Origin of the sequence: Treponema sp. OMZ 799 (assembly GCF_024181365.1) — a bacterium.
GTDB lineage: Bacteria > Spirochaetota > Spirochaetia > Treponematales > Treponemataceae > Treponema_B.
This window is the reverse complement of sequence record NZ_CP051301.1, coordinates 1,908,491-1,931,305: the sequence shown is the minus strand read 5'-3', so window position 1 is coordinate 1,931,305 and position 22,815 is coordinate 1,908,491. Positions and strand designations below refer to the sequence as shown.

24 protein-coding genes are annotated in these 22,815 nt (G+C 38.2%); 14 read left to right on the top strand and 10 right to left on the bottom strand.

What is annotated here, in order from left to right:
* Positions 1 to 14: 14 nt before the first annotated feature.
* Positions 15 to 1,160: a polynucleotide adenylyltransferase PcnB gene (gene pcnB, locus E4O04_RS08790; protein ID WP_253707392.1), complete on the bottom strand. Its 1,146-nt coding sequence runs from the start codon at positions 1,158 to 1,160 to the stop codon at positions 15 to 17.
* A 164-nt stretch (positions 1,161 to 1,324) separates the two neighbouring features.
* Between pcnB and E4O04_RS08785 the strand changes: the two genes are divergently transcribed.
* Positions 1,325 to 2,356, top strand: a complete 1,032-nt coding sequence (locus E4O04_RS08785) for a hypothetical protein (protein ID WP_253707391.1) — start codon at positions 1,325 to 1,327, stop codon at positions 2,354 to 2,356.
* A gap of 89 nt (positions 2,357 to 2,445) precedes the next feature.
* On the opposite strand, the gene E4O04_RS08780 is transcribed toward E4O04_RS08785, so the two are convergent.
* The 5 genes from E4O04_RS08780 to E4O04_RS08760 all read right to left on the bottom strand — a co-directional run bounded on the left by E4O04_RS08780 (position 2,446) and on the right by E4O04_RS08760 (position 6,756).
* Positions 2,446 to 3,516, bottom strand: coding sequence for a family 20 glycosylhydrolase (locus tag E4O04_RS08780; protein ID WP_371922290.1), 1,071 nt, complete (start codon positions 3,514 to 3,516; stop codon positions 2,446 to 2,448).
* Positions 3,517 to 3,540: 24 nt separating this feature from the next.
* A complete protein-coding gene (guaA, locus tag E4O04_RS08775) occupies positions 3,541 to 5,085 on the bottom strand; it encodes a glutamine-hydrolyzing GMP synthase (RefSeq protein WP_371922289.1) in 1,545 nt (514 codons plus the stop codon).
* Positions 5,086 to 5,173: 88 nt separating this feature from the next.
* On the bottom strand, positions 5,174 to 5,467 hold the full coding sequence (locus E4O04_RS08770) for a hypothetical protein (protein WP_253707385.1): 294 nt from the start codon (positions 5,465 to 5,467) through the stop codon (positions 5,174 to 5,176).
* A gap of 113 nt (positions 5,468 to 5,580) precedes the next feature.
* Entirely contained in the window at positions 5,581 to 5,979 is a 399-nt protein-coding gene (locus E4O04_RS08765) for an Rpn family recombination-promoting nuclease/putative transposase (RefSeq protein WP_253707383.1), read from the bottom strand.
* 141 nt (positions 5,980 to 6,120) lie between these two features.
* Positions 6,121 to 6,756: a TDE1717 family outer membrane beta-barrel protein gene (locus E4O04_RS08760; RefSeq protein ID WP_253707381.1), complete on the bottom strand. Its 636-nt coding sequence runs from the start codon at positions 6,754 to 6,756 to the stop codon at positions 6,121 to 6,123.
* 266 nt (positions 6,757 to 7,022) lie between these two features.
* On the opposite strand from E4O04_RS08760, the gene E4O04_RS08755 reads away from it, so the two are divergent.
* The 11 genes from E4O04_RS08755 (at position 7,023) to E4O04_RS08705 (ending at position 16,026) form a co-directional block, all read left to right on the top strand.
* A complete protein-coding gene (locus E4O04_RS08755; protein ID WP_253679346.1) occupies positions 7,023 to 7,400 on the top strand; it encodes a VOC family protein in 378 nt (125 codons plus the stop codon).
* A 28-nt stretch (positions 7,401 to 7,428) separates the two neighbouring features.
* Entirely contained in the window at positions 7,429 to 8,688 is a 1,260-nt protein-coding gene (gene pgk / locus E4O04_RS08750; RefSeq protein WP_253707380.1) for a phosphoglycerate kinase, read from the top strand.
* A 5-nt stretch (positions 8,689 to 8,693) separates the two neighbouring features.
* Positions 8,694 to 9,710: an N-acetylmuramoyl-L-alanine amidase gene (locus E4O04_RS08745; RefSeq protein WP_253707378.1), complete on the top strand. Its 1,017-nt coding sequence runs from the start codon at positions 8,694 to 8,696 to the stop codon at positions 9,708 to 9,710.
* Between the two features lie 14 nt (positions 9,711 to 9,724).
* Positions 9,725 to 10,183: a GerMN domain-containing protein gene (locus E4O04_RS08740; RefSeq protein WP_253707376.1), complete on the top strand. Its 459-nt coding sequence runs from the start codon at positions 9,725 to 9,727 to the stop codon at positions 10,181 to 10,183.
* 94 nt (positions 10,184 to 10,277) lie between these two features.
* Complete coding sequence (locus E4O04_RS08735; RefSeq protein WP_253707375.1) at positions 10,278 to 11,327, top strand: flagellar filament outer layer protein FlaA; 1,050 nt, start codon at positions 10,278 to 10,280, stop codon at positions 11,325 to 11,327.
* Positions 11,328 to 11,406: 79 nt separating this feature from the next.
* Positions 11,407 to 12,639 carry a tetratricopeptide repeat protein gene (locus E4O04_RS08730; RefSeq protein WP_253707373.1) on the top strand — a complete coding sequence of 411 codons (1,233 nt, stop codon included), beginning with the start codon at positions 11,407 to 11,409 and terminating at the stop codon, positions 12,637 to 12,639.
* A gap of 66 nt (positions 12,640 to 12,705) precedes the next feature.
* Positions 12,706 to 12,975 carry a 30S ribosomal protein S20 gene (gene rpsT, locus E4O04_RS08725; RefSeq protein ID WP_010697461.1) on the top strand — a complete coding sequence of 90 codons (270 nt, stop codon included), beginning with the start codon at positions 12,706 to 12,708 and terminating at the stop codon, positions 12,973 to 12,975.
* A 78-nt stretch (positions 12,976 to 13,053) separates the two neighbouring features.
* Positions 13,054 to 13,380, top strand: coding sequence for an HU family DNA-binding protein (locus E4O04_RS08720; protein ID WP_253707371.1), 327 nt, complete (start codon positions 13,054 to 13,056; stop codon positions 13,378 to 13,380).
* Entirely contained in the window at positions 13,370 to 15,016 is a 1,647-nt protein-coding gene (gene lnt, locus E4O04_RS08715) for an apolipoprotein N-acyltransferase (RefSeq protein WP_253707370.1), read from the top strand. Before E4O04_RS08720 ends, lnt begins: the two co-directional genes overlap by 11 nt.
* Positions 15,003 to 15,419: a bactofilin family protein gene (locus tag E4O04_RS08710; RefSeq protein ID WP_253687700.1), complete on the top strand. Its 417-nt coding sequence runs from the start codon at positions 15,003 to 15,005 to the stop codon at positions 15,417 to 15,419. Before lnt ends, E4O04_RS08710 begins: the two co-directional genes overlap by 14 nt.
* A gap of 22 nt (positions 15,420 to 15,441) precedes the next feature.
* The gene (locus E4O04_RS08705; protein ID WP_253707368.1) at positions 15,442 to 16,026 is read left to right on the top strand and encodes a CinA family protein; all 585 of its coding nucleotides are present in this window, start codon (positions 15,442 to 15,444) and stop codon (positions 16,024 to 16,026) included.
* Between the two features lie 61 nt (positions 16,027 to 16,087).
* On the opposite strand, the gene E4O04_RS08700 is transcribed toward E4O04_RS08705, so the two are convergent.
* The 4 genes from E4O04_RS08700 to E4O04_RS08685 all read right to left on the bottom strand — a co-directional run bounded on the left by E4O04_RS08700 (position 16,088) and on the right by E4O04_RS08685 (position 20,340).
* Positions 16,088 to 17,026 carry an NADase-type glycan-binding domain-containing protein gene (locus E4O04_RS08700; RefSeq protein WP_253707366.1) on the bottom strand — a complete coding sequence of 313 codons (939 nt, stop codon included), beginning with the start codon at positions 17,024 to 17,026 and terminating at the stop codon, positions 16,088 to 16,090.
* A 22-nt stretch (positions 17,027 to 17,048) separates the two neighbouring features.
* Complete coding sequence (locus tag E4O04_RS08695; protein ID WP_253707365.1) at positions 17,049 to 17,987, bottom strand: NADase-type glycan-binding domain-containing protein; 939 nt, start codon at positions 17,985 to 17,987, stop codon at positions 17,049 to 17,051.
* Positions 17,988 to 18,011: 24 nt separating this feature from the next.
* Positions 18,012 to 18,950: an NADase-type glycan-binding domain-containing protein gene (locus E4O04_RS08690; protein WP_253707363.1), complete on the bottom strand. Its 939-nt coding sequence runs from the start codon at positions 18,948 to 18,950 to the stop codon at positions 18,012 to 18,014.
* A gap of 85 nt (positions 18,951 to 19,035) precedes the next feature.
* Positions 19,036 to 20,340, bottom strand: coding sequence for an MSCRAMM family adhesin (locus E4O04_RS08685; RefSeq protein WP_253707361.1), 1,305 nt, complete (start codon positions 20,338 to 20,340; stop codon positions 19,036 to 19,038).
* Positions 20,341 to 20,567: 227 nt separating this feature from the next.
* Here E4O04_RS08685 and gpmA point away from each other — a divergent pair, with 227 nt between their 5' ends.
* Both gpmA and E4O04_RS08675 read left to right on the top strand, forming a co-directional pair.
* On the top strand, positions 20,568 to 21,311 hold the full coding sequence (gene gpmA, locus E4O04_RS08680) for a 2,3-diphosphoglycerate-dependent phosphoglycerate mutase (RefSeq protein WP_253687706.1): 744 nt from the start codon (positions 20,568 to 20,570) through the stop codon (positions 21,309 to 21,311).
* Positions 21,312 to 21,325: 14 nt separating this feature from the next.
* The gene (locus tag E4O04_RS08675; RefSeq protein WP_253707359.1) at positions 21,326 to 22,807 is read left to right on the top strand and encodes a M81 family metallopeptidase; all 1,482 of its coding nucleotides are present in this window, start codon (positions 21,326 to 21,328) and stop codon (positions 22,805 to 22,807) included.
* The last annotated feature ends 8 nt before the right edge of the window (positions 22,808 to 22,815 follow it).

The following is a 22,815-nucleotide window of genomic DNA, read 5'->3' as shown; positions in this document are numbered from 1 at the left end:
AGATACGGGTTTATTTAATCCGTATCTTTTTGTGTTTCTTGTTTCTTGACCTTTTTCTTTCGGCGGACATGCTTAACCTGTTTACCGAGTTTTGCTGGGCGGGCTTGAGTTCTTTCCATTGATACCTTAATTCCCAAATCATTTAAAATACTCTTTACTGCAAACTCCAACTCTTTTCTTTGCGGATTCATCGGAAGAATAAAATGCCTGCATTCTTTATACACATAAGTGTAGACCTCTTGAGGAAGGCCTTCAGGATCTGCAATCAGCCTTGTATAATCTTTTAATAAGGATTTTAAGCATTCTCCCTGTTTTATTTGAGGTTTAGCATCGACTTCCTTATCCAAAAGGGCTAGATTTTCTAAATACATCTTTTTGAATTTGGAAGAAGAATCTATAAAGGCACAGGCTCCCGGCTGTATGTAAACATAGAGTTTAAAGTCTAAAAGTTTTTTTATGATATCGCTTGAGTGCCCGCTAAAAATAATCTTGTTTATTTCTTCCGTTATTCTGGAGGGGGAAACAAATTCCAAAAGATGGGCATTTTTACGTATTTGAAGTTGAACAAAAAACGGAATGCTCGAATCCGTCATTGCGGCATACTTGATTGCACGTATCATTCTTACAGGGTCTTCCGAAAATATAAGTTGAAGCGGAATAATAGGTCGTATTTTTTTCGATTTTATATCCTTAACACCGCCTACATAATCGATTACGAGCTCATGGATTGGGTCATAATAAAGAGCATTTAGGGTAAAATCTCGTCTATGTACATCTTCGTCAATTGTACCGAATTTATTTCCTATGCTTCCGTCTTCGGTAGATCTAAAGGTGCTTACTTCATATATCTTTTCTCCAAAAAATATATGAACCAACCTGAACCGCCGTCCTATAATTCTGGAATTCCGGAATATTTTCCGTATTTTTGAAGGTTCTGCCGAGGTTGCAATATCAAAATCTTTTGGAACATGGCCTATCAATAGATCCCTTACTGCTCCTCCTACTATGTAGGCTTCAAAACCTTGAGAATTTAAACGCTGTATAATTTTTACGGCTTCAAGGTCTATTTTTTCGGGGGCAATGTGGTGCTCGTCCTTAGTATAGACTAAAGCCTGCCGAACCTGCTTTCCTTCGGCATTTTGACCGTATCGAACTAACATTTTTGAGTGAATATATTGCATGTAAAGGGGATTTATGTCAATGAGTACCGATTATTTTTAGTAAAATTTTATGCTTTTAGATAAAAAAGCCCTTTAAAAATTCATCAGAATGTAGTAAAATATTCTTTCCATAAAATTGCATATTGGAGAAGTTGCGAAAAAATATGACAATAAATAATGCCGGATTCGGAACTATCATCTCTACAGATATTGTTGTTCTAAATGATCACGAAAGAACCTTGGTCGAACATGCTTTTGAGCGTTTGAATGAAGAATACAAGTCTGCCGTTTTAGAAATAGGAAAAAAGCTCATGGACTTGGAAAGAATGTCGTCTGCTATTTCCCGGTTTCCTTCCATTCATGAAACGAGCGTTCTTGCCGGCGAAAAACGCAGCCAAGAAACCCTCATAGAAACCTTATGTAAAACCCCTTCCGATGCCCGTACTCTTTCAATGCCCACAAAGGCTGTATTGGGACGAGGCTTTCTTGTTGCCAAATTCCATATTTTTTCGGCTCTAAGCAAGGTTGCTTCAAATTTCTCATTTTCGGAAGAAGAAATAGAAGAGCTCAGAGCAGCTACCATGAATATCATGTTTACTATTATGTCCGAAGATGTATATATTTCGATTTTGGACAGCAATATCTTGGATAAGCAAAAACAAGAAAAGGTTGCAAATGCTTTAACCTATCTTTGGGAACACCGTTTGGATCAAAACACCACTTCTTTTGCACCGGTCTTAACCCGTGTTTGGACTGCCCGTGATACAATCGCTCCCGTATTCGGCACAATGATGGGCACAAGCGAACTTTTTTTGCTTTCTTCCAAACTGGATGACTCATGGCAAAGCTTCATGCTTGCAAAACTTTCAAATAAAACGGTAGGGCAGTCGCTGGAAGAGTTTTTATTCGGCATCTCATATGAGGACATCCTCTATGTCCGAAATCAGCTGGTAAGCTGTAAGATACCGGCAATGGGCAGGGATGATGTGTCAAAACTCTTAAACAAACAGCTTGATTTTGATAATTCCGACCCGCGTCATTTTTACTCTTCCTATGTTCAGCGCCGAAACAACGCCGATGCCCGTAAGCGCCTCAACGCCGCCGGCCCCAAAAACACAATCGAAGATTACTACATCAGCTTCCTATTCGAAAAAGGCTTGGAGCTGAAAGACGGGAAGGCTGAAGGAAAAAAATGAAACCTATTCTCGTCAAGTATTTTTGGGGAGAACTGACGAGGATGGGGAGAATACTTCTTTATCTATGCAGGAACAAATCCTTATTTTCCTTATTCTCGGTCCGATAATCCGCTGATCAGCTTTTCGATCGTTTTTACCATAGGCTTATACCTCGCGAGGTTTTTGTTCGTCATATTGTCCCATGACGTGTACAAGTGCCCGAGCATGGCAGGGTTATCCTTATACAAAAGCGAATAGTCGATAAGAGCGTTTACCGCTTTAATGTTTTTGTAACTGGTAGGGAGGACTCTGAAGCCCTTGTTTAAAAAAAACGGAATGGAGCCGTAGCGTTCAAGAGCATCATAGTGCCAGTCGCAAATGATGATGTCATTAGGAATGTGGTCCACGGCAGAGGCAGTGCCGTTACATGAGCTTTCGTATTCACCCTTATAACCGCTGTCTTCATCATCGCAGTCGAGGAGGCGGTCTCCCCACATATACATTGTAAGTCCTCGTTTTTTGACACAGTGATCATAGAGTCTTTTCACAGCACCGGCAAAAAGCTCGGCCTTTTCTTTTCCGCGGCAAAGGGGACAGGCATCTTCGCCGATCAAAAACACCTCGTCCAAGCCGACATGGATTTTTTTTACCGAAAATACTTCGGTAATTTCGTCGATCAGGGCGAATAAAATTTGGTATACTTTTTCGTTGGAAGTGCACAGGCTTCGGCAATAAATGCCCTTATTACCTGGGTAGAGGCCGGGCGTTTCATCCAGTTCCGGATATGCTTTGAGAAGGTCAAAAGTTTTATCTTTCCACGACTGATGGCCTATGCAGTTGATTTCGGGGATGAGATCGATGGAAAGTCTCCTGCATTCGGCCGCAATTTCGCGTGCCGCAGATTCGGAAAGCCCGTATTTGTTGTAGAGTTTCGGATCGCATTTCCATTGATAATTGGTACCTATTGATAAAAAAAGCGTGTTGATTCCCCGTTTCTGCAAGCCCGGCAGTTCTTTTATCAGGTTTTTGACCGTTTTATCGGAATTGACATGTGTGTGAAAAGCAATGACGGATTTGCTTTCAGCTGCCCCGTTTGTTTGACTGTAAACAGCCGTCTGCAAAAGCAACAAGAGAAAGGGTATCAATATCCTTGATTTTTGTTTTAGGTTTATTGCTAGAATAATGAACCTCCTCTGCTATTTCCATCACTCCCACTCAATCGTTGCAGGCGGTTTTGAGGTTATGTCGTAGACTATTCGGTTTATGCCCCTTACCTCGTTTATGATACGGGAAGAAACCTTGTCCAGTATCTCGTAGGGGATGCGTACCCAGTCGGCTGTCATAAAGTCCGAGGTTTTTACTGCGCGCAGGGCGAGAGTATAGTCATATGTTCTAAAGTCTCCCATAACGCCTACCGTCTTTGTGGATGTAAGCACGGCAAAATACTGGCTTAAATCTTTTTTTATGTCTGCCCGTTCAAGTTCGCTCCGCCAGATTGCATCGGCTTCACGCAGGATATCTAGTTTTTCTTCGGTTATCTCGCCCATGATTCTTATGGCAAGGCCGGGACCGGGGAAGGGCTGGCGATGTACGAGATAATCGGGGAGGCCGAGCTCTGTGCCCAATTTTCTTATTTCGTCCTTAAATAGGGTTTTTAAGGGCTCAATCAATGACTTAAAACTTATGTGATCGGGAAGACCTCCGACATTGTGATGGCTTTTTATTACGGCAGACCCCTTGGCTCCGCTTTCAACTACATCAGCGTAAATTGTGCCTTGGGCAAGGAAGTCCACTGTTCCTATTTTTTTGGCTTCTTCTTCAAAAACGCGGATAAACTCTTCGCCGATTATCTTGCGTTTTTTTTCGGGATCTGAAACACCTTTTAACTTGCCTAAAAAACGGCTTTCCGCATTTACGCGGATAAAATTCATCGGAGTGTCCCTAAAGGCTGCCTCTACCTCGTCTCCCTCGTTTTTGCGCATAAGGCCGTGATCCACAAAGATACAGGTCAGATTTTTTCCTACAGCCTTGTTTAAAAGGGCTGCAAGCACGGAAGAGTCTACTCCTCCCGATAGGGCTAAAAGCACCTTGCCGTCACCGACCGTATTTTGTACATCTTTTATTGCCTCTGCCAAAAAGTTTTTCATGTTCCAATCACCCTTGGCTCCGCATACATTGTACAAAAAGTTTTTGATGATATTTTGGCCTTCTTCGGAATGTTCAACCTCGGCATGGAATTGGATGCCGTAAAGCTTTTTTTCCTTGTTTGCCATGGCAGCATTTTTTGTGTTTGCCGTTTGAGCTGCCGAGATAAAGCCCTCAGGGAGGCGAGAAACACAGTCTACATGGCTCATCCAAACCGAAGATTTGTCTTTGATGTTTTTAAATAGCGGCAGAGCCGTATCGAATTTAGTTAGGGTTTTACCGAATTCTCTTTTTAAGCTTTTTTCGACCTTGCCGCCGAGGCAATGGGCCATTGCCTGCATACCGTAGCAGATGCCTAAAATCGGAATACCTAATTCAAAAATTTCTTTTGGAGGAAGGGGCGCATTTTCTTCGTAAACACTGTTAGGTCCTCCCGTAAAAATAATACCGATCGGTTTATTTTCCTTTATGTAATCAAGGGCCTTTGAGGCTCCCACAATATCCGAATAAACATTCAGGTCGCGTACCCGCCTTGCTATGAGCTGATTATACTGACCGCCGAAATCCACAATTAAAATCTTTTCCGTAATCTTCATAAAAAACATTTTAGCCGATAAAAACTTTTTTTTCAAGTAAATAAGTTGTTTTATCCACGGAAATCAATTTTACTACTGATTACATCTTACTCTTGTATTAAAGTTTTTCGATTTCTTCAGCGGAGAGCCCCGATATTTCTTTAATCAACGCTATATCAAAGTTCTTTAGTTTCATCATTTTAGCAGTTTCAAGTCTGGTTTGATAAGAACCTTGAGATATACCTTGTTGAATACCTTGTTGAATACCTTCGAACAGTCCAGCTCTTCGTGCGTCCATTTCAAATGATTTTAATAACATATACTCCCTCCGTTTTTCTTCGTCTTCTTTGGTTTCATTTACCCGCTTTTCAAGTTGTTTGGTAAATGTTGTCTCAGGCGGATTCCCATTCATATATGATAAAAAAGCTTTTAGGTTTTTATCGCCACATTCCGCGGCTCTACTGTTTACTATTATTTTTGTCGTTCCGTCATCAAAAACCTGTCCCGTTTCTCTGCACTCCGGCTTTATCGTGATACCGGTAAGCCTTCCTGTAGGTAATCAAAGGTGCATAAAAAAATTATAAAGGTATCGGGTAAGTTATTATAGTCTCCGCCCTTATTTATGGCACTATTGTCGATAGCACATTGATAGTACCTCATACGTTCGGGTAGGTTCTTTTGATCAGTGGTTTGCATCTCAACATCATAGAGCTTGCCTTGCTTATCCTCAATCATAATGTCGACACGTACACCCTTGGAAGCAATTTGAGTTTCTATCGGCTTTTGTTTAAACAGTTTAATTATCTTACCGACTTTATCTTTTAGAAGCATGGTCAAAAGTTCTTTGCACAGTTCAGGGTCTTCCATAACGGTGCAGAAGATATAATCGTCAACAATGGTCAAGTCGTCAAAGTTTTTCATCATCAATACCCGCCTCCACGTTGAGTATAGCATAAAATTAAGCAAAGAGCAACTATTTTGATTCGCGGAAATTAATTTTTATTTAAGCCATAAAAAAAGCCCCATCTTTTATTGAGATGGAGCTTTTTAAGGGTCAGTGTAAAATTAGAATTTGTAGCCTACGCCTACACCGAATTCTAACTTCATTGTGTGACCGCCCTTTGCCTTTGCTTCTTTTGCTGTTGAGGTCTGTCTTAAATCAAAGCCGAAGGTTGCCTTGGGTGTTACAAAGAGGTTACCCGTAACGGTTATATCTGCTCCTGCACCTAATACTAAATAAGTGTGATTTAAGTCTTTCTTTAGATCATCACTCATATGTTCTTTTATATCTTTGCCGTCATTCTTAGCAGAAACGTTGAAGTCGAATTCAAGGCCTGCTAAGGGATATAGCTTTACGATCTCGGCAATGGTAAAGGGATATTTTCCCAAAACCGAAAGGCGGAAATTGGTATTGGAAACTTTGCTATCGGTTTCAGATACTGAATTTCCCTCTCCATCGTTAGCTTTAAGTGCTAGGCCGCCTACACTGAAATTGAGACCTAAGCCGGCTCTTACATACTCGGCATCAAAGAAACCGTTAATGCCGAAAAAGTTCATAGAGGCGGTAGCTTTTGCTTTTTCAATTTTTGCTGTGTTCCATGCATGAGCAAAGCTAAAGTCGCCGCCTGCACTAAGATCAAGTGCAGCCAAAGGTGTTGCAATCAATGCAACCAATAAAAAAACAAAAATAAGTTTTTTCACGTGATTCTCCTTTTCCGTAAGTTCCTTAAGTTTACGGATTAAATCTTTTTTTTTGAGAAAATTCTCATTTTGTTGTAGTCTTATAAACTGTTAATAATTTGATTGATAAGTTTACTTGATACAACACCTAAACGAGTATAGTTTATTTAAAAAAAAAGTCAAGCCCTTCATTCTTTTTTTAACAATATCTTTTACAATTTATATAATCAATTTTTAATTGACTTATGGTAATGATTGTGTTATACTTTTTTTTAAGAGGTATACAAATGTTTTTAAACAGTGTAGCCATCCGCACGGATGAAATGGAAAAATCACTTGAGTTTTATGAAAAAGTACTTGGATTTACTTTTAATTATATGATGTCGGCAGCTCCCGGCAAAAGGATCGCTTTTTTGACTGAGCCTGACAGTGGAATGAATTTGGAGCTTATCAGCCATGATGTTCCAAAGCCCGATAACGGAAGCAGAATTTCGCTCACCGTTCAAGTAGAACAAATAAGCGAGGCTGAAAAGTACCTAAAGTCTAAAAATGTCCGCATTACGGCCCCTCCCAGAACGGTAAAAGACGGTAAAAAGATTTTGACTGCCGTAGATCCTAACGGGGTTGAAATAGACTTCATCGAATTCAAAAAAGAAAACGACTAAAGCCATATAAAAATTATCCGGAGGTAATATGATTAAAACAGTAAAAGATGTAAATTTAAAGGATAAACGCATAATAATGCGTGTCGATTTTAACGTTCCCATGAAAGACGGAGTAGTGCAGGACGATACCCGAATAAGGGCCGCCCTTCCTACCATAAACTATATACTTGAACAAGGAGCAAGATCCCTTGTTTTGATGAGCCATTTGGGCGATCCTGCAAAAGATACAAAAAAAGCCAAGGAAAAGGCAGAAAAAGACGGAAAAACCTTTGATGAGGCTTCATACATTAACGGAAAGCACAGGATGAAGCCGGTGGCCGAATACCTATCCGGTCTTCTCAAACTTCCGGTTGATTTTGCTCCTTCCTGCATGGGGCAGCTTGAAAGAGTAAAGGCCCTTCCTCAGGGCGGAATTTTAATGCTTGAAAACACCCGCTTCCATAAGGAAGAAACTTCAAAAGAAAAGGCCGAACAGCAAGTTCTGGCAAAGGAACTCAGCTTGTACGGCGATATTTATGTAAATGATGCCTTCGGCACAGCCCACAGAGCCCATGCTTCTACAGCCGAAATTTCAAACTTTGTCAATACAAGGGTTGCAGGCTTTCTCATGGAAAAAGAAATTAAATATCTTGAGCCCATGTTAAATAAGCCCGAAAAGCCTATGACTGCAATTATAGGCGGAGCAAAGGTTTCTTCAAAAATCGCAGTTTTAGAAAGCCTTTTAAAAAATGCTTCATCTTTAATAATAGGAGGAGGCATGGCCTATACCTTCTTAAAGGTTCAAGGAAAGAAAATCGGTAAGTCCTTGTTTGAAGAAGATTTTATGGATACTGCCAAAAATCTGTTGGATGAGGCTGAAAAGCAGGGTGTAAAAATCATCCTTCCTGTTGATCATGTATGTTCCGAAACCTTTTCTCCAAATGCCGAAGCAGTTTTAGTTGAAGGCATCGATATTCCCGATAATTTTATGGGAATGGATGTAGGTCCTAAGACCTTGGCTCTTTATAAAGACATCGTTTTGAAGTCAAAGTCCATCGTATGGAACGGACCTGTCGGCGTTTTTGAATTCGATGCCTTTGCAAAGGGTACCGAAAAAACGGCTTATCTTGTGGCGGAAGCAACCGGAAAAGGTGCTTTAAGCATTGTAGGCGGAGGAGACTCTGTTGCAGCTGTAAATAAGTTCAATCTTGCCGATAAGATGAGCCATGTTTCTACCGGAGGAGGAGCCTCTCTTGAATTCCTTGAAGGAAAGGTGCTCCCGGGCATTGCATGTCTTGACACGATTTAATTTTAATGAGAAATAGGGCAAATAAAAGAGCTTTTTTTTCTGTTTTTCTCTTGATTTTTCTTTATGTAAAAGCTTTTTCTGCGGGTGTTTCGGTTACCGACGCTGCTGGAAGACTTGATCTCGATATCTCATGGGACCCGCTTTCTCAAGAACTTATTTTTATGAAAAATAACTCTGAAGTTAGCTGTAAGGTAGGTGAAAATCTTATAGTCTTCGATAACGAAAAAGCCGATTTTATTCCGCCTCCATATCAAAAAGACGGCCTTACCTTTATAAGCGGTGAAATGTACAAAAAGCTTGAAACATTTTTTGCCGTACCTCAAAAAGAAACAAAGTACAGGGTTGGAGTTATCTTGATAGATCCCGGGCACGGAGGTAAGGACCCGGGCTGTGTCGGCTCCTATGTCGAAAATAAAAAAACGGTAGTACTCAATGAAAAAACGGTAGCCTTAAAGGTCAGTTTGGACCTATACAAGATGCTTAAAAAAGCCTATCCGGACAAAAAGATCCTTTTAACCAGAAATAAAGATGTCTATCCGACCCTTGAAGAAAGGGTAAACATGGCAAATTCCGTAAAATTAAAAAAAAATGAGAGTATTCTCTATGTTTCAATCCATGTAAATGCCTCCCTCAACTCAAAGGCTTCCGGTTTTGAGGTCTGGTATCTTCCTCCTGAGTATAGGCGGGAGGTAGTAGATAAAAAGACCGTGCCGAAAGAAATTCACTCCATACTTAATTCGATGATGGAAGAAGAATTTACAATGGAAAGTATTTTAATGGCTCAAAATATTTTGGACGGTTTGGATGCCCAGATCGGAAAAAAGAGTCCCAATAGAGGAATACGCGAAAATCAGTGGTTTGTGGTTCGTAATGTAAAGATGCCCAGCGTTTTGATAGAGCTTGGTTTTATCAGCAATAAAACCGAAATAAAGCTTTTAAACTCCCCTGACTACTTGAAAAAATGCTCCTTGGGTATATATAATGGTCTTTCTGCTTTTATAAGCAATTTTGAAACTAATTGATTTCGGGGTATGTAATGAATTACATAAAAACAAAGATTATTTCGGCCTCTTTATTGATTGTCATAATAATAATTGTGCTTTTTACATCTGTTTTTAATAAAAAACACGATAGGTATGTTCTTTTTTTTAAGAATTCCATAACAGGAAAGATTGATACGGAAATCCGTTATGTTCCGGTCCAAAATATAACGGAGCCGGAAGCTGCTTTTTTTGAAGAATTAATGCTTGGACCGGTTAATCATCATTGTTATTCTTTTATCGAAGCCGGCTCCAAATTGCTCTCCTGTTTTGTAAAAGACGGTATTTTATATGCAGATTTACCTTTAATTTTTATCGAAGATATAAAGCAAGAGTTTGATTCCGATGAAATTAAGGCTCTTTTGCAAAAGAATATATTTACAAATTGCAAGGACTTAAAAGCTGCTCATATCTTCATTGAGGGTATAGAGATTTACGAATTATTAAAAAAATAACACTAAAAATCAAAAAAAGTGTTGACAAAATTGAATTATTACGTATACTTATAGTATACAGGGCATAAATTAAGTGCATAAAAGGAGTTTTTGAATGAAAAAAACATTTATACTTGTTGCTATGGCATTCCTTTTAATGGGTGCCGTTGCGGTTGCTGAGGAAGCGATTATTATTGATTTCGCACTGTTGAATGCAGATATTATCGCAGATCCTAATGGTAAGATGACACAAAACAGAAGAACCGTTATGGATTACGGTCAAGTAGCCGGTGCCTCTTACACAGATGAGCAAAAAGCTTTGATGAGATCATCTTTAGCTCTTGAGCAGTGGGAAGTTGAATTGAATTCTTCCGCTCAGAACCCTCTTTCAGTTGGAGTTTCAACAGTTAAGGAAGCTGAAGTAAGAGCTGAAGGCGAGAAATTTGCCGGTCAGAAATTGATGGGCGTCCGCATCTTGTTCCCCGAGTGGGCAAACAATGCTAATGCAAAAATTAAGCCCGGATTTTTAATTCCTGCTTATGAAAGAATGGCCCAGGTTGATGATCAAGGAAATTTGCAGGAGCCTACTGCAGAAGAGAAGGCTTCCGGTAAATCAAGATTTGAAGAAGGCTATGGTGTTGTTCGAAATACCGGCGTTATCAAGTCCATTGCAGTAAATACCTATGGTATGAACTTCCCTCATGGTCTTTATGTTCTTCTTAGAGATCAGAACAATGTAGTTAAGAGATACTTCATGGGTTACCTCTTGTTTGATGGTTGGAGAGAAATGGTATGGAATAATCCTTCATATATTGCACATGTAAAGGCTAGGGAATTAAGGCTTTATCCTGTTTACCCTGTAGCTCTTCCTCATGTAGCTTTTGAAGGTTTCTTAATTACCCGTGACGCTGCTCATGACGGCGGAGATGCTATCGCATACTTCAAAGATGTTAAGATCATCTATGACAAAGCTGTTTTGACAACAGTACGTGACTTTGCTGATGAGGACCTCTGGGGTATTCAAACAGAAAGAGAAATGAAGAGAAAGAAGATTGAAGTTGAAAAATTCGGCCATATTCAAGTTTTACGATTCCTCGAGCAGGAAAAGTTGGCTACAGAAGAAGGTTTCACACCTTCTGAAGGTTCCGAAAAGAAAGAACAATAAGTTCTAAAAAATTATAAAGCGGTCGGGACTGCTCGGCCGCTTTTGTTTGATGTCCCTGTAATAATGATTTTACCAAAATATGTTGTCTGAAGACTTGCCTTGGCTCCCTAAAAAAGAAAAATTAAGGGAGATTTATACTTCTTATGTGCCTCATTTAAATGTTTTGATAGTGCGCATAGAGGAGTTTCTACGTTCGATAGTAAAAATAACTTCTGCTCCTACATATAAAACGAGGGTAAAAAGCTTTAATAGTTATTATTTGAAACTGTTAAAATTTCCTCCTAAAAAGGATACGTCAGATCTTCCTGTTCTTACCGATATTCTGGGCGTAAGGATAATATGTCCGTTTTTACAGGATATAAATGAAGTTGAAACAATTCTGCTAAAGAATTTTACAATAATAGAAGTGGAACGTAAGGGTTCCGAAAGAACTTTTAGAGAATTCGGGTATGAATCGGTGCATTTTTTGCTTGAGATACCTGAAGAATTTAAGGTAGGTCTTGTTTTACCTAAAAATTTAATTTTTGAGATTCAGCTTCGGACTATTCTTCAAGATGCTTGGGCTGAGGTTGAACATGAACTGGTATATAAGTCGGAGTTTTCTCCTTTTGATCAACCTTTAAAAAGAAAGCTTGCTTCGATAAACGCAAGTTTGAGCTTGGCTGATATTATTTTTCAGGAAATTCGCGATTATCAAAACAAACTTAATACCGAGCTTGAAAAAAGGCGCTTTGAATTTTATTCTATGGCTGATGAATATACGGCTCAAGTTTTACCTGAAACTAATATTGTTCAACATGATAATGTCGAACATGGAGAGGAGGTTAAACTTGCCGAAACTATAGACGATTTGATTTTAGCTGCAATTGAAGCTCATAATCAAAATCTTTTTGATAAGGCCGAAAAGATTTATACAAAGATAATTGAACAAAATCCTAACGATATAGTTTTGTCGGTTGTATTTAAACACAGAGGTATGGCCTATTTTGCCCAAGCTAATTATGAAGAGGCTTATGCCGATTTTTTGCAGAGTTGTAAATATAATCCTGCAAATTTTCGTTCTCTTTATTATGTTGGAATTGCTTTAACTCTCTTAAACAGAGATGATGAAGCCATTGAATATTTTACAAAATCGCTTGAAACAAATAAATTTCAAGCCCATGTTTATTTTAGGCGTGCCTTGTCCTATTTTAAACTGGCCTTATATCCTGAAGCTGCCAAGGACTTGGATTCTGCCTCGGATCTTGGTTTAGCTGAAGAAGATGCAAAAAAATTGCGTATAGCTATTGCAAAAAAAATTGATATGGTGTAATCTAAGCGGCTGTATTATGTCATATACAATAACTATAGTTTTAAATTAATTACGGAGGTACCTTAAATGAAAAATCGATCTGCGATTAAAAGACATAACCAGAGCGAAGTCCGTCGAATGCGAAACCGCTCTGCAAAGAGTGAAGTACGTACAACAGCTAGAAAGTATACTGAGGCTGTTCATGCAGCTAATGCGGAAAGTGCCGCAGCCTTACTTCGCGAGCTATCCAGTCAGCTTGATTCTGCAGCCCGAAAAGGAATTTTAACAAAGAATTCGGCAGCCCGCAAAAAGTCAAGAATGCAGCTCTTGTACAACGCTTCATTTGCAGCAAAATAAGAATGAAGAAAACCGCAAAACCGATTTTGGGATTGCGGTATTTTTTTATAGCTTACCCAATTTGTCATTCACCTAAAGATGAAAGAAAAACGCTCAAAAATAGACATAATAGATTCCGTTTATCGAAATAATCCTCAATATCAACTTAAGCAGATTAATGCTATAACTAATTTGTTTTTAGAGGAGCTTTCTATACTTTTGCAGCAAGGAGTACCTGTAGAGATACGCGGTTTGGGTTCTTTCGATTTTACTGTTTTACATGGAAGGAAAAATGCCCGCAACCCTAAAACGGGAGAAACCGTTTTGACTGATGATAGATGTAAAATAAGGTTTAAGCCGGGAAAAGAACTAAAAGATTCCCTTAATAAAATAAATATAAAAGAGTTTTTTGATAATGAAAAATAAATTTGTCTTTTTTTGTTTGAATCTTCTGCTTGCCGTTTTAGGTTCTATTCTTTTTGCATTATCTCACCCTAATTATTTGAATCTCAACGGTTTCGGTTTTTTAGCCTACATAGCCCTTGTTCCGTTTTTTTTATTGCTTAAAAGGACTAAGCTAAAGTTTTCGTTTTTATGGGGTGCTTTTTCAGGAAGTTTTTCATATTTTATATTTAATTTTTGGATAATATTTTTTCATCCTCTTGCTATTTATATAATACTTGCAAAGTATTGTATTTTTTATTCCTTTTTGTTTTTTGTTTTAAAAATAATAGATTCATATGCTTTAAAATATGGCTTTATTTTTCAAGCGATAGCTTGGGTCGCGTTTGAATATTTAAACACTCTAGGTTTTTTAGGTTACTCCTACGGTATAATTGGCTATACACAATGGAATTTTCCCATATTAATTCGAGTATCTTCAATATTTGGAGTATGGGGACTCTCTTTTTTACTTGTTTACTTTTCATCTTGTTCAGCCTCCTTTCTTTTTGATTTTTATAAAGAAAAAGACATAAAAAATGTTTACAAAAGATATAAATTACCTATGATGATTTGGATAGGTACATTTTTTGCCTTTATTTTATATGGAGCTTTTACAAAAAAAAATCTTTCGGAAATTCCAAAAACAAAGATTGCTCTTGTCCAGCCTAATAGGGACCCATGGCTTGGAAATTTGGAAGTTTATAGAAATAATTATGAAGAACTTAAAGATTTATCGGAAAAGGCTATTGAAAATTTTCCTGATATAGAATTAGTAGTCTGGCCGGAAACTGCTTTTATTCCTATGATAAGATGGCATTATAAATACACCTCAACCTCTAATCCTAATTCTCTTTTGGTGCGGGAATTACTGAATTTTTTGAATAATCAAAAAGTTTCTTTTTTAATAGGAAATGATGAAGGTGTTTTGGATAAAAAATTTTTAGATAACAATTTTGACAGTCTTGAGGATAAGAAGCTTGACTATAATGCAGCCTTACTCTTTATTCCTAAAAAAAATGTTTTACCTCCTGAGCCTCAAGTGTACCGAAAAATGCACTTAGTTCCTTTTACAGAGCATTTTCCTTATCAAAAACTTTTTCCGCAAGTTTATGAATTTTTAAAAGAAAACGATACTCATTTTTGGGAAAAAGGTAAAGAAGCAAATCTTCTTGAATTTAAGAATTTAAAAATAGGAACTCCAATTTGTTTTGAAGATACCTTCGGTTATATTTCAAGAGCTTTTTCAAAAAAAGGAGCCAATATAATCATTAATCTTACAAATGATGCTTGGGCTCAAAGTGCCGTAAGTCAGTACCAGCATTTATCTATGGCAGTTTTTAGGGCTGTCGAAAACCGTCTTCCCGTTTTAAGAGCTGCAAGTTCAGGTCAGACTGCTTTTATCGATCAAAACGGAAATATTCAAAAAATGCTTCCGCCATTTACCAAGGACGTTTTGGTTGCAGATGTAACCGTCTTGACAGAAGGGTATAAAACCGTTTACTCTTATCTTGTTGATTTTTTTGGATTGCTTTGCACAGTGGTTTTAATTTCAAATTTGTGCTTTATCATAATTAATAAATTTATTAAAAAAGATCGGAGGTCAAATGAAACGGAATAATAAATATAAGGAAAAGAATGTTACGGTTTTAGGTAAAGAAACCGTATTTGACGGGGTGATGAAATTCTCCGAAACTTTACAAATTGAAGGAAAATTTATCGGGGCCATAGATTCTCAAGGCTCTTTATACATTTCAAAAAATGCAGATTGCAGAGTTCAATATGTTAAGGCTGCTTCGATAGTTGTTGAAGGTGCTGTTGTAGGTTCTCTATCTGCTGCCGACAAGGTGGATCTAAAATCAGGATGTTCCGTTAAGGGTGATATTACGGCCGGACGTCTCAGGATAGCCGATAAGGTTTCTTTTGAAGGTTCTGTTAGAATGATTAAAAATAACAGTTTCCCCGAAAAAAATTTTTTTTCTATAAAGTCCGATCAGCTTAAAGAACAGCTCAGCCGTGAATAATGCTTTTTTTAAGGAGGCTTAAATGATTGATTTTGAGCTTATAAAAAAAGTTTTTTTAGTTCTAAAAGAAAGGAAGATTAAGCTTATAACTGCCGAATCCTTGACCGGAGGCTTGATAGCTTCCGAATTCACAAAGATACCGGGAACGTCAGAGGTGTTTTGGGGCGGTTATGTTGTGTACACGGCTCAAGCAAAAATAGCTTTTTTAAATATAGAACCTAAGTTAATAGAAACATTTGGCGTAATAAGCCCGCAAAACGTAGAAGCTATGGCCTTCGGTGCCGTTAAAAATTTCTTTGACACGTCTTTTACTCCTGAACCTGTAGTTTCTATTGCCGTAAGCGGAGCTGCCGGTCCTTCAAGTCTTGAAGGTCATCCTCCCGGAACAGTATGTATTTCTTCCGCTTTCTTTTATCCGAAATCTTTTGATTCTAAAAAATCCCATGATTTAAAAACTTTAAAAAAAGAAGATCTTGTTTTTAAAACTCATACTTATGAGTTTTCAGGTTCAAGGGATGAGGTAAGGGAACAAACTTTAAATAAAGCTTTTTTTCATATTTTATCCTTAACGAAAAGAACGGCAACCCCCGGGTTGGAACTGCCGTGATTTTAAGTGTTGAACCGAAATTAATATATAAACTGTTTTTCTTAAGACTCCTCCAAATCTTTTATTCGTATGGGATAACCTCAGTTCTCCACAAAATCATAAAATGAATAGCTGTATCCTCATACTTTGTTCCCTTGTACACATCCAATATCGTAATCTTAACATCTTCTTGTTCCGGCAAAAAGCCTATATCCACAGTTTGCGGATGGGGCGTATCCTTTACGGTAAATTCTTTTTTCTTGCCGCTTATAACTCCCTCAACCATTATCTTTTTAATTCTCCCATTTTCATCGTAAAGCTTAGGATTCGAAGCGGAAATATAACCGTTCATCAAGAGTATGTATTTATAAAAAGATCTGTTTTCGGTGCTTATTGTAAAGGTCTCTCCTATACCCCAGCCGTCTACACCTTCTACCCAAGGGGTGTCCTGTTCCATAATTGATAAATTTTCTATTTTATAGTCTCTTTTTCCTTCTTTCGATTCTTCGACAAAATACGAACTTACATTTTCATAATTAAAACAAGGATACTCTCCTGTTCCTCCCATGGGAAAATCAGAAAAAAAGTCTGAAGCTTTTTTACCCTTGCGTGCAGGCAGCATACCGAGGCCTACAATACCGTCTTTATTTTCTCCCAAAGCTTTTTTTGCCAAGCCCGTTAGAAGCATAAATTTATTTCCGTAATAGTTTTTTGATTCGGGATTAAGTCCTGCATATAGGTCTTCAGGCATATCGGCATTCAATTCAAATAAGGGAAAGCGGCCTATATACTTTTTTTTGTAAGTATAGATTTTTTTTACTCTTTTCTGATTTGCATTATACCAGCTTATTTCGATCTTGTTTCCTTTTTGGAATTCAATAAAATAGGGGCATGGTACCGTATCCGTATATCCGAATCCTGCCAAATCAAAGTTTTGTCCTACGGCAAAACTACCCATAATTAAAAAAAGACATAAAAATAAGCTTTTTTTAAATAAACCGATTTTACTTTTTAAAAACATTTTTTTTCTCCTCATAAAAGTTTTATTCGTATGGAATAACTTCGGTCCTCCACAAAATCATAAAATGAATAGCAGTGTCTTCGTACTTTGTTCCCTTGTAAACATCCAATATGGTAATCTTAACATCTTCTTGTTCGGGTAAAAAACTTATGTCCACAGTTTGCGGATGGGGCGTGTCCTTTACTATAAATTCTTTTTTCTTGCCGCTTGTAAGACCCTCAACCATTATCTTTTTAATTCTTCCGTTTTCATCATAAAGTTTAGGATTTGAAGCGGAAATGTAACCGTTCATCAAGAGTATGTATTTATCATCACTGCTCTTCCATGTTTTTATAACAAAGGACTCTCCTATACCCCAGCCGTCTACACCTTCTACCCAAGGAGTGTCTTCTCTCATGTCGCATAGATTTTCTATCTTGTATTCTCTTTTTCCTTCCTTTGATTTTTCGACAAGATGAGAACTTACATTTTCATAATTGAATAAAGGATACTCTCCTGTTCCTCCCATGGGAAATCTTGTAAAAAATCCTGAAGCTTTTTTCCCCTTGTGTGCGGGCAGCATGCCGAGGCCTATAACGGCATCCTCGTTTTCTCCCCAAGCTTTTTTTGCTAATCCCGTTAAAAGCATAAATTTATTGCCTAAATATTCTTTTGATTTTGGATCAAGGTTTGCATATAGGTCATCGGGCATATCGGTATTCAATTCAAATAATGGAAAACGGCCTATGTACTTTTTTTTGTAAGTATAGACCTTTTTTACCTCTTCTTCTTTTGCATTATACCAGCTTATTTCGATCTTATTTCCTTTTTGGAATTCGATAAAATAACCAAGTGGAACTCCGCCGGTATATCCGAAGCCTGCCAAATCAAAGTTTTGCCCCATTGCAAAACTCCCCATAATTAAAAAAAGACACAAAAGTGAACTTTTTTTTAATAAACCGATCTTTCTTTTTAAAAACATTTTCTTCATCTCCTTATAAAAGTTTTATTCGTATGGAATAACTTCGGTCCTCCACAAAATCATAAAATGAATAGCTGTATCCTCATACTTTGTTCCCTTGTACACATCCAATATCGTAATCTTAACATCTTCTTGTTCCGGCAAAAAGCCTATATCCACAGTTTGCGGATGGGGCGTATCCTTTACGGTAAATTCTTTTTTCTTGCCGCTTATAACTCCCTCAACCATTATCTTTTTAATTCTCCCATTTTCATCGTAAAGCTTAGGATTCGAAGCGGAAATATAACCGTTCATCAGTAAAATGTATTTATCATCATTGTTATTCCATGTTTTTATAACAAAGGACTCTCCTATACCCCAGCCGTCTACACCTTCTACCCAAGGAGTGTCTTCTCTCATGTCGCATAGATTTTCTATCTTGTATTCTCTTTTTCCTTCCTTTGATTTTTCGACAAGATGAGAACTTACATTTTCATAGTAAAAATAAGGTGTTTCTCCTGAGCCCCCTGAGGGAAATCTTGTAAAAAAGCCTTCTGCTTTTTTACCCTTGTGTGCAGGCAGCATGCCAAGACCTATAATATCATCCTCGTTTTCTTTCCAAGCTTTTTTTACCAAGCCCGTTAAAAGCATAAATTTATTTCCGTAGTAATTTTTTGATTCGGGATTAAGTCCTGCATATAGGCCTTCAGGTATATCGGCATCCAATTCAAATAAGGGAAACCTACCTATATATTTTTTTTTGTAAGTGTAGAGCTTTTTTACTCTTTTCTGATTTGCATTGTACCAGCTTATTTCGATTTTGTTTCCTTTTTGGAATTCAATAAAATAGGGGCATGGTACCATACCTGTATATCCGAAGCCTGCCAAATCAAAGTTTTGTCCTACGGCAAAACTACCCATAATTAAAAAAAGACATAAAAATAAGCTTTTTTTAAATAAACCGATTTTACTTTTTAAAAACATTTTTTTTCTCCTCATAAAAGTTTTTAAGTAATTTTTTAGCCCGGACAGGTTTTTAACCTGTCCGGAGAATGTTGCTAGTAAATAATTATATATTTACATGCCGTTTAGATGTTATGGTAACGCTGATATTTTCGGGAGTGATTCCTGTCAACATATTCATAAAATCATCATGTGTGGACTGTCCTCCTGTTATGGACGAAATACATCCTGCAGACCAAGGATTAATCCATATCCTATTACCGCCGTCTTCCGGTATAAAACCTTCTTTATATTCGGTAGCATGAAAAAGAAAGTACTTGGAATTTATACCATCCCTAATATTTTTAGGAATGTTTGAATCCTTAGTTTGCAGCCTCAACGTATTTGCAAATTTTATTGAATTATATGTACCATCTGCTTGCTCTGTCAGGTCTTCTGCCGTAAAATAATATTTACCGTCAGGTAAGGTCATACCACCTCGTTCATCGGCAAAGGCTTTACTTTCCGCATTAGCACCAACCATGTCCTGAATATTGCACTTTACAACCTGCCCATTTGCTAACTTTACGGTCTCAATAGTCCGAACCGAATCGAATTTATTTCCGTACCCGTCATGCTCACGCTTAATCGAAATATCCATACCATCTACCTTAAAATCATCAAAGGTAACGTCCTGCCCCCTTATATCGCTGGCAACAACGAGGCTTGAAGGCTTTTTGTTTGTATACTTATCAAGTATATCTTTTTTTGTTCCTCCTATAGCATCATTATAAAAATCATCTTCGGATGACTTTCTTTTGGAGAACAAAGCCATCCTCGCTCTCTCACTTGGTGAAGGAGGTTTAGGGCCCGCATCGTCTGCTTGTGTTGTCTGCGTAGTATTGTTTGCTGCAGGCGGGGTGTTTGTTTGTCCTTCGCTTTCTCCGGTTCCGGTTTCACTGTTTCCATCATCATCCGTAGGAAGATTTATGTTTCCTCCTGTTTCATCATCACCATTATCCGATGTATCTCCTGAAGAATCATTACCGTCTCCATCATTGTCCGAGTTATCGGCCGGCGGATTATTATCGTCTACCGGATTGCCCGGGCTCGGCGGATTGTTGCCGTCTACCGGATTGCCGGGTTCAGATGTATCACCGTCAGGATTTTCACAATCTCCGTTTCCTCCATCATCATTGCTGTTGTTCGGCGGATTTCCAGGGTTGTCTGTGCCGGGCTCCGGTGCAGGACTTGGATCAGGGCTGGGCGTGGGTGCATAATGATGGTTTCCGTCATCATCGATTATATGGATCGGGTCCGGTGACGGATTGCATACATGGATATCCCTTGTGTTTACTGTGGTGGCACCTCCAACTACATTCATCAGATCATCCATTTCTAATAAGTGATATAAATCTTTCCCATTTTCCATAAATTTCTCCTTGTAAAAAAATATTTTTTCCATGCATAGAAAATATGGAAGCTTTCGGAAATCACTTAATTTTCCTCCTGCCTCCATTATATTATAGCTTTTAGCTAAAAACAATAGTACTTTTTTTAAAAATATATTTTTTTTTATTTTTTTTATCTAAGCTTATTTTTTTCTCTCTTGACACTATGACACCTATCGTATAATATTAACCTTAATTGGAGGACTATATGAAATTGGTTTTGGTCAGGCATGGCGAAAGTGAATGGAATAAGCTTAATCTATTTACCGGCTGGACGGATGTAGATTTAAGCGAAAAGGGTGTAGAAGAAGCAAAGGAGGGCGGAACTTACTTAAAAAAAGAAGGTTTTGACTTCGATATATGCTATACCTCCTATCTAAAAAGGGCAATCCACACCCTCAATCATATTTTAAGCGAGATGGATAGAGAATGGCTTCCCGTCATAAAAACTTGGAAGCTGAACGAAAGGCATTATGGGGCCTTGCAGGGCTTAAACAAAGCAGAAACAGCCGAAAAATACGGAGAGGATCAGGTAAAAATTTGGCGCCGATCCTTTGATATTGCCCCTCCTGTCTTGGAAGGAGGAGATAAGCGTTGTCCCTATTTGCAGGAACAATACAGGGGTATTGAAAAAGCGGAGCTCCCTCTAACCGAAAGCTTAAAAGATACCATAGCCAGAGCCGTTCCTTTTTTTGAAGAGACTATAAAGCCTCAAATGCTTGAAGGAAAAAGAATTCTTATAACAGCCCATGGGAACTCCCTCAGGGCATTGGTCAAGTACTTTGAAAATTTAAGCGATGAAGAAATCATTTCCGTAAATATTCCGACAGGCGTTCCCTTGGTCTACGAATTCGATAAGAATTTTAAGGTTATGAGTAAACGCTATCTGGGAGACCAAGAAAAAATAAACGCAAAAATAAATGCAGTTGCAAATCAAGGAAAAAAGAAATAAGGTAAGAATATAAAATGAAGCGAATTTTAGTAGGATGCATAAATCACGAGTCGAACAGCTTTAATCCTATTATTACGGGTATTGAAGATTTTGTTATTTTTAGAGGAGAAGAAGTTTTAACAAAAGGTTTAAAACCCTATTACTCTTCTACCGGAATTATCGAAACTATTCAAAAATGGGGCTGGGAGGTAGTACCTGCCGTAGTTGCAAGGGCTGTTCCGAACGGCTTGGTGGATTATAATCTATATACCGAGCTTAAAAAAGATTTTTTAGCCTATATAGATAAGGCCCTTTTAGAAGCTCCGATTGACGGCATCTGCTTAGGCCTTCACGGTTCTTTAAAGGTTCAAAAAATAGGACCTGCCGAAGGAGACCTTTTAAAAGCAATCCGCGAAAAGCTTCCCCATATTCCTTTAACGACAGCTTTGGACATGCATGCTACCGTAACCGATGAGATGATTAAATATTGTGACGGTATCGTAGGTTATAAAACCGCTCCTCATATTGACTGCTATGAAACCGGTGTCCATGCAGCCGAACTTTTAAAAGCTGCCTTAGAGCCTTCAAATAAACTTTGTATAGGAAGGGTAAAAATCCCCATGCTGGTGGCAGGAGAAAAAAGCGAAACCGCCGCCGAGCCTATGAAGAGTTTAATCGCCTCTTGTGTCGAGGCCGAAAAGGATAATGGCTTGCTTGCCGCCTCCGTTCTTTTGGGCTTTCCGTGGGCAGACAGCAAGGATAACGGAGTAAACATTGTAACAACTGCCTTAAACGATCAGGCCCTTGCAGACAGGGCAGCCTTAAAGATAGCCAAGGAATTTTGGGCCGAGCGTCATAATTTTAAATTTAAGGTAGAGCATTATGATTCCTTTACTGCAATAAAAACCGCAGTTGAATCGGTAATGCAAAATAAAGAATGCCCCGTCTTTGTCTCCGATTCGGGAGATAATCCTACAGCCGGTTCTACCGGAGATTCCACCGAGTGCTTTGAGGCTCTTTTAAAACAAAAAGAAGCTTTAAGAGCTCTACCCACTAAGGTGCTTTATTCCGGATTTTTCGATAAGGCTGCCGTTGAAAAATGCTTTGAGGCAGGGGAGGGGGCTTCCTTAGAAATAACTATAGGCGGAACATGGGATAAAATCAACGGCAAAAAAATTCCTTGCTCCGTAAAGGTTTTAAAACTTGTAAAAAACTACGGCGTTTATGATTCCCGATTGGCTTTTGTCGAAATGGAAGACATAAGAATAGTTTTAACCTCAAATCACATAGGCTTTGGGGATGATGAACTTTTGCCTGCCTTGGGTGTAAATGCAGAAGATTATTGTATAGTCATTGTAAAGCTGGGTTATTTGGAACCCTGTTTTCAAAAAATAGCAAAGAGGGCGATACTGGCGGAATCTAAGGGCTGTTCAAACGAGGTCTTGGAAACCTTGGATTACCCTCAAACTCCGCGTCCAATATATCCCTTGGATAAGGACATGGATATAAAATTATAATTTAAAAT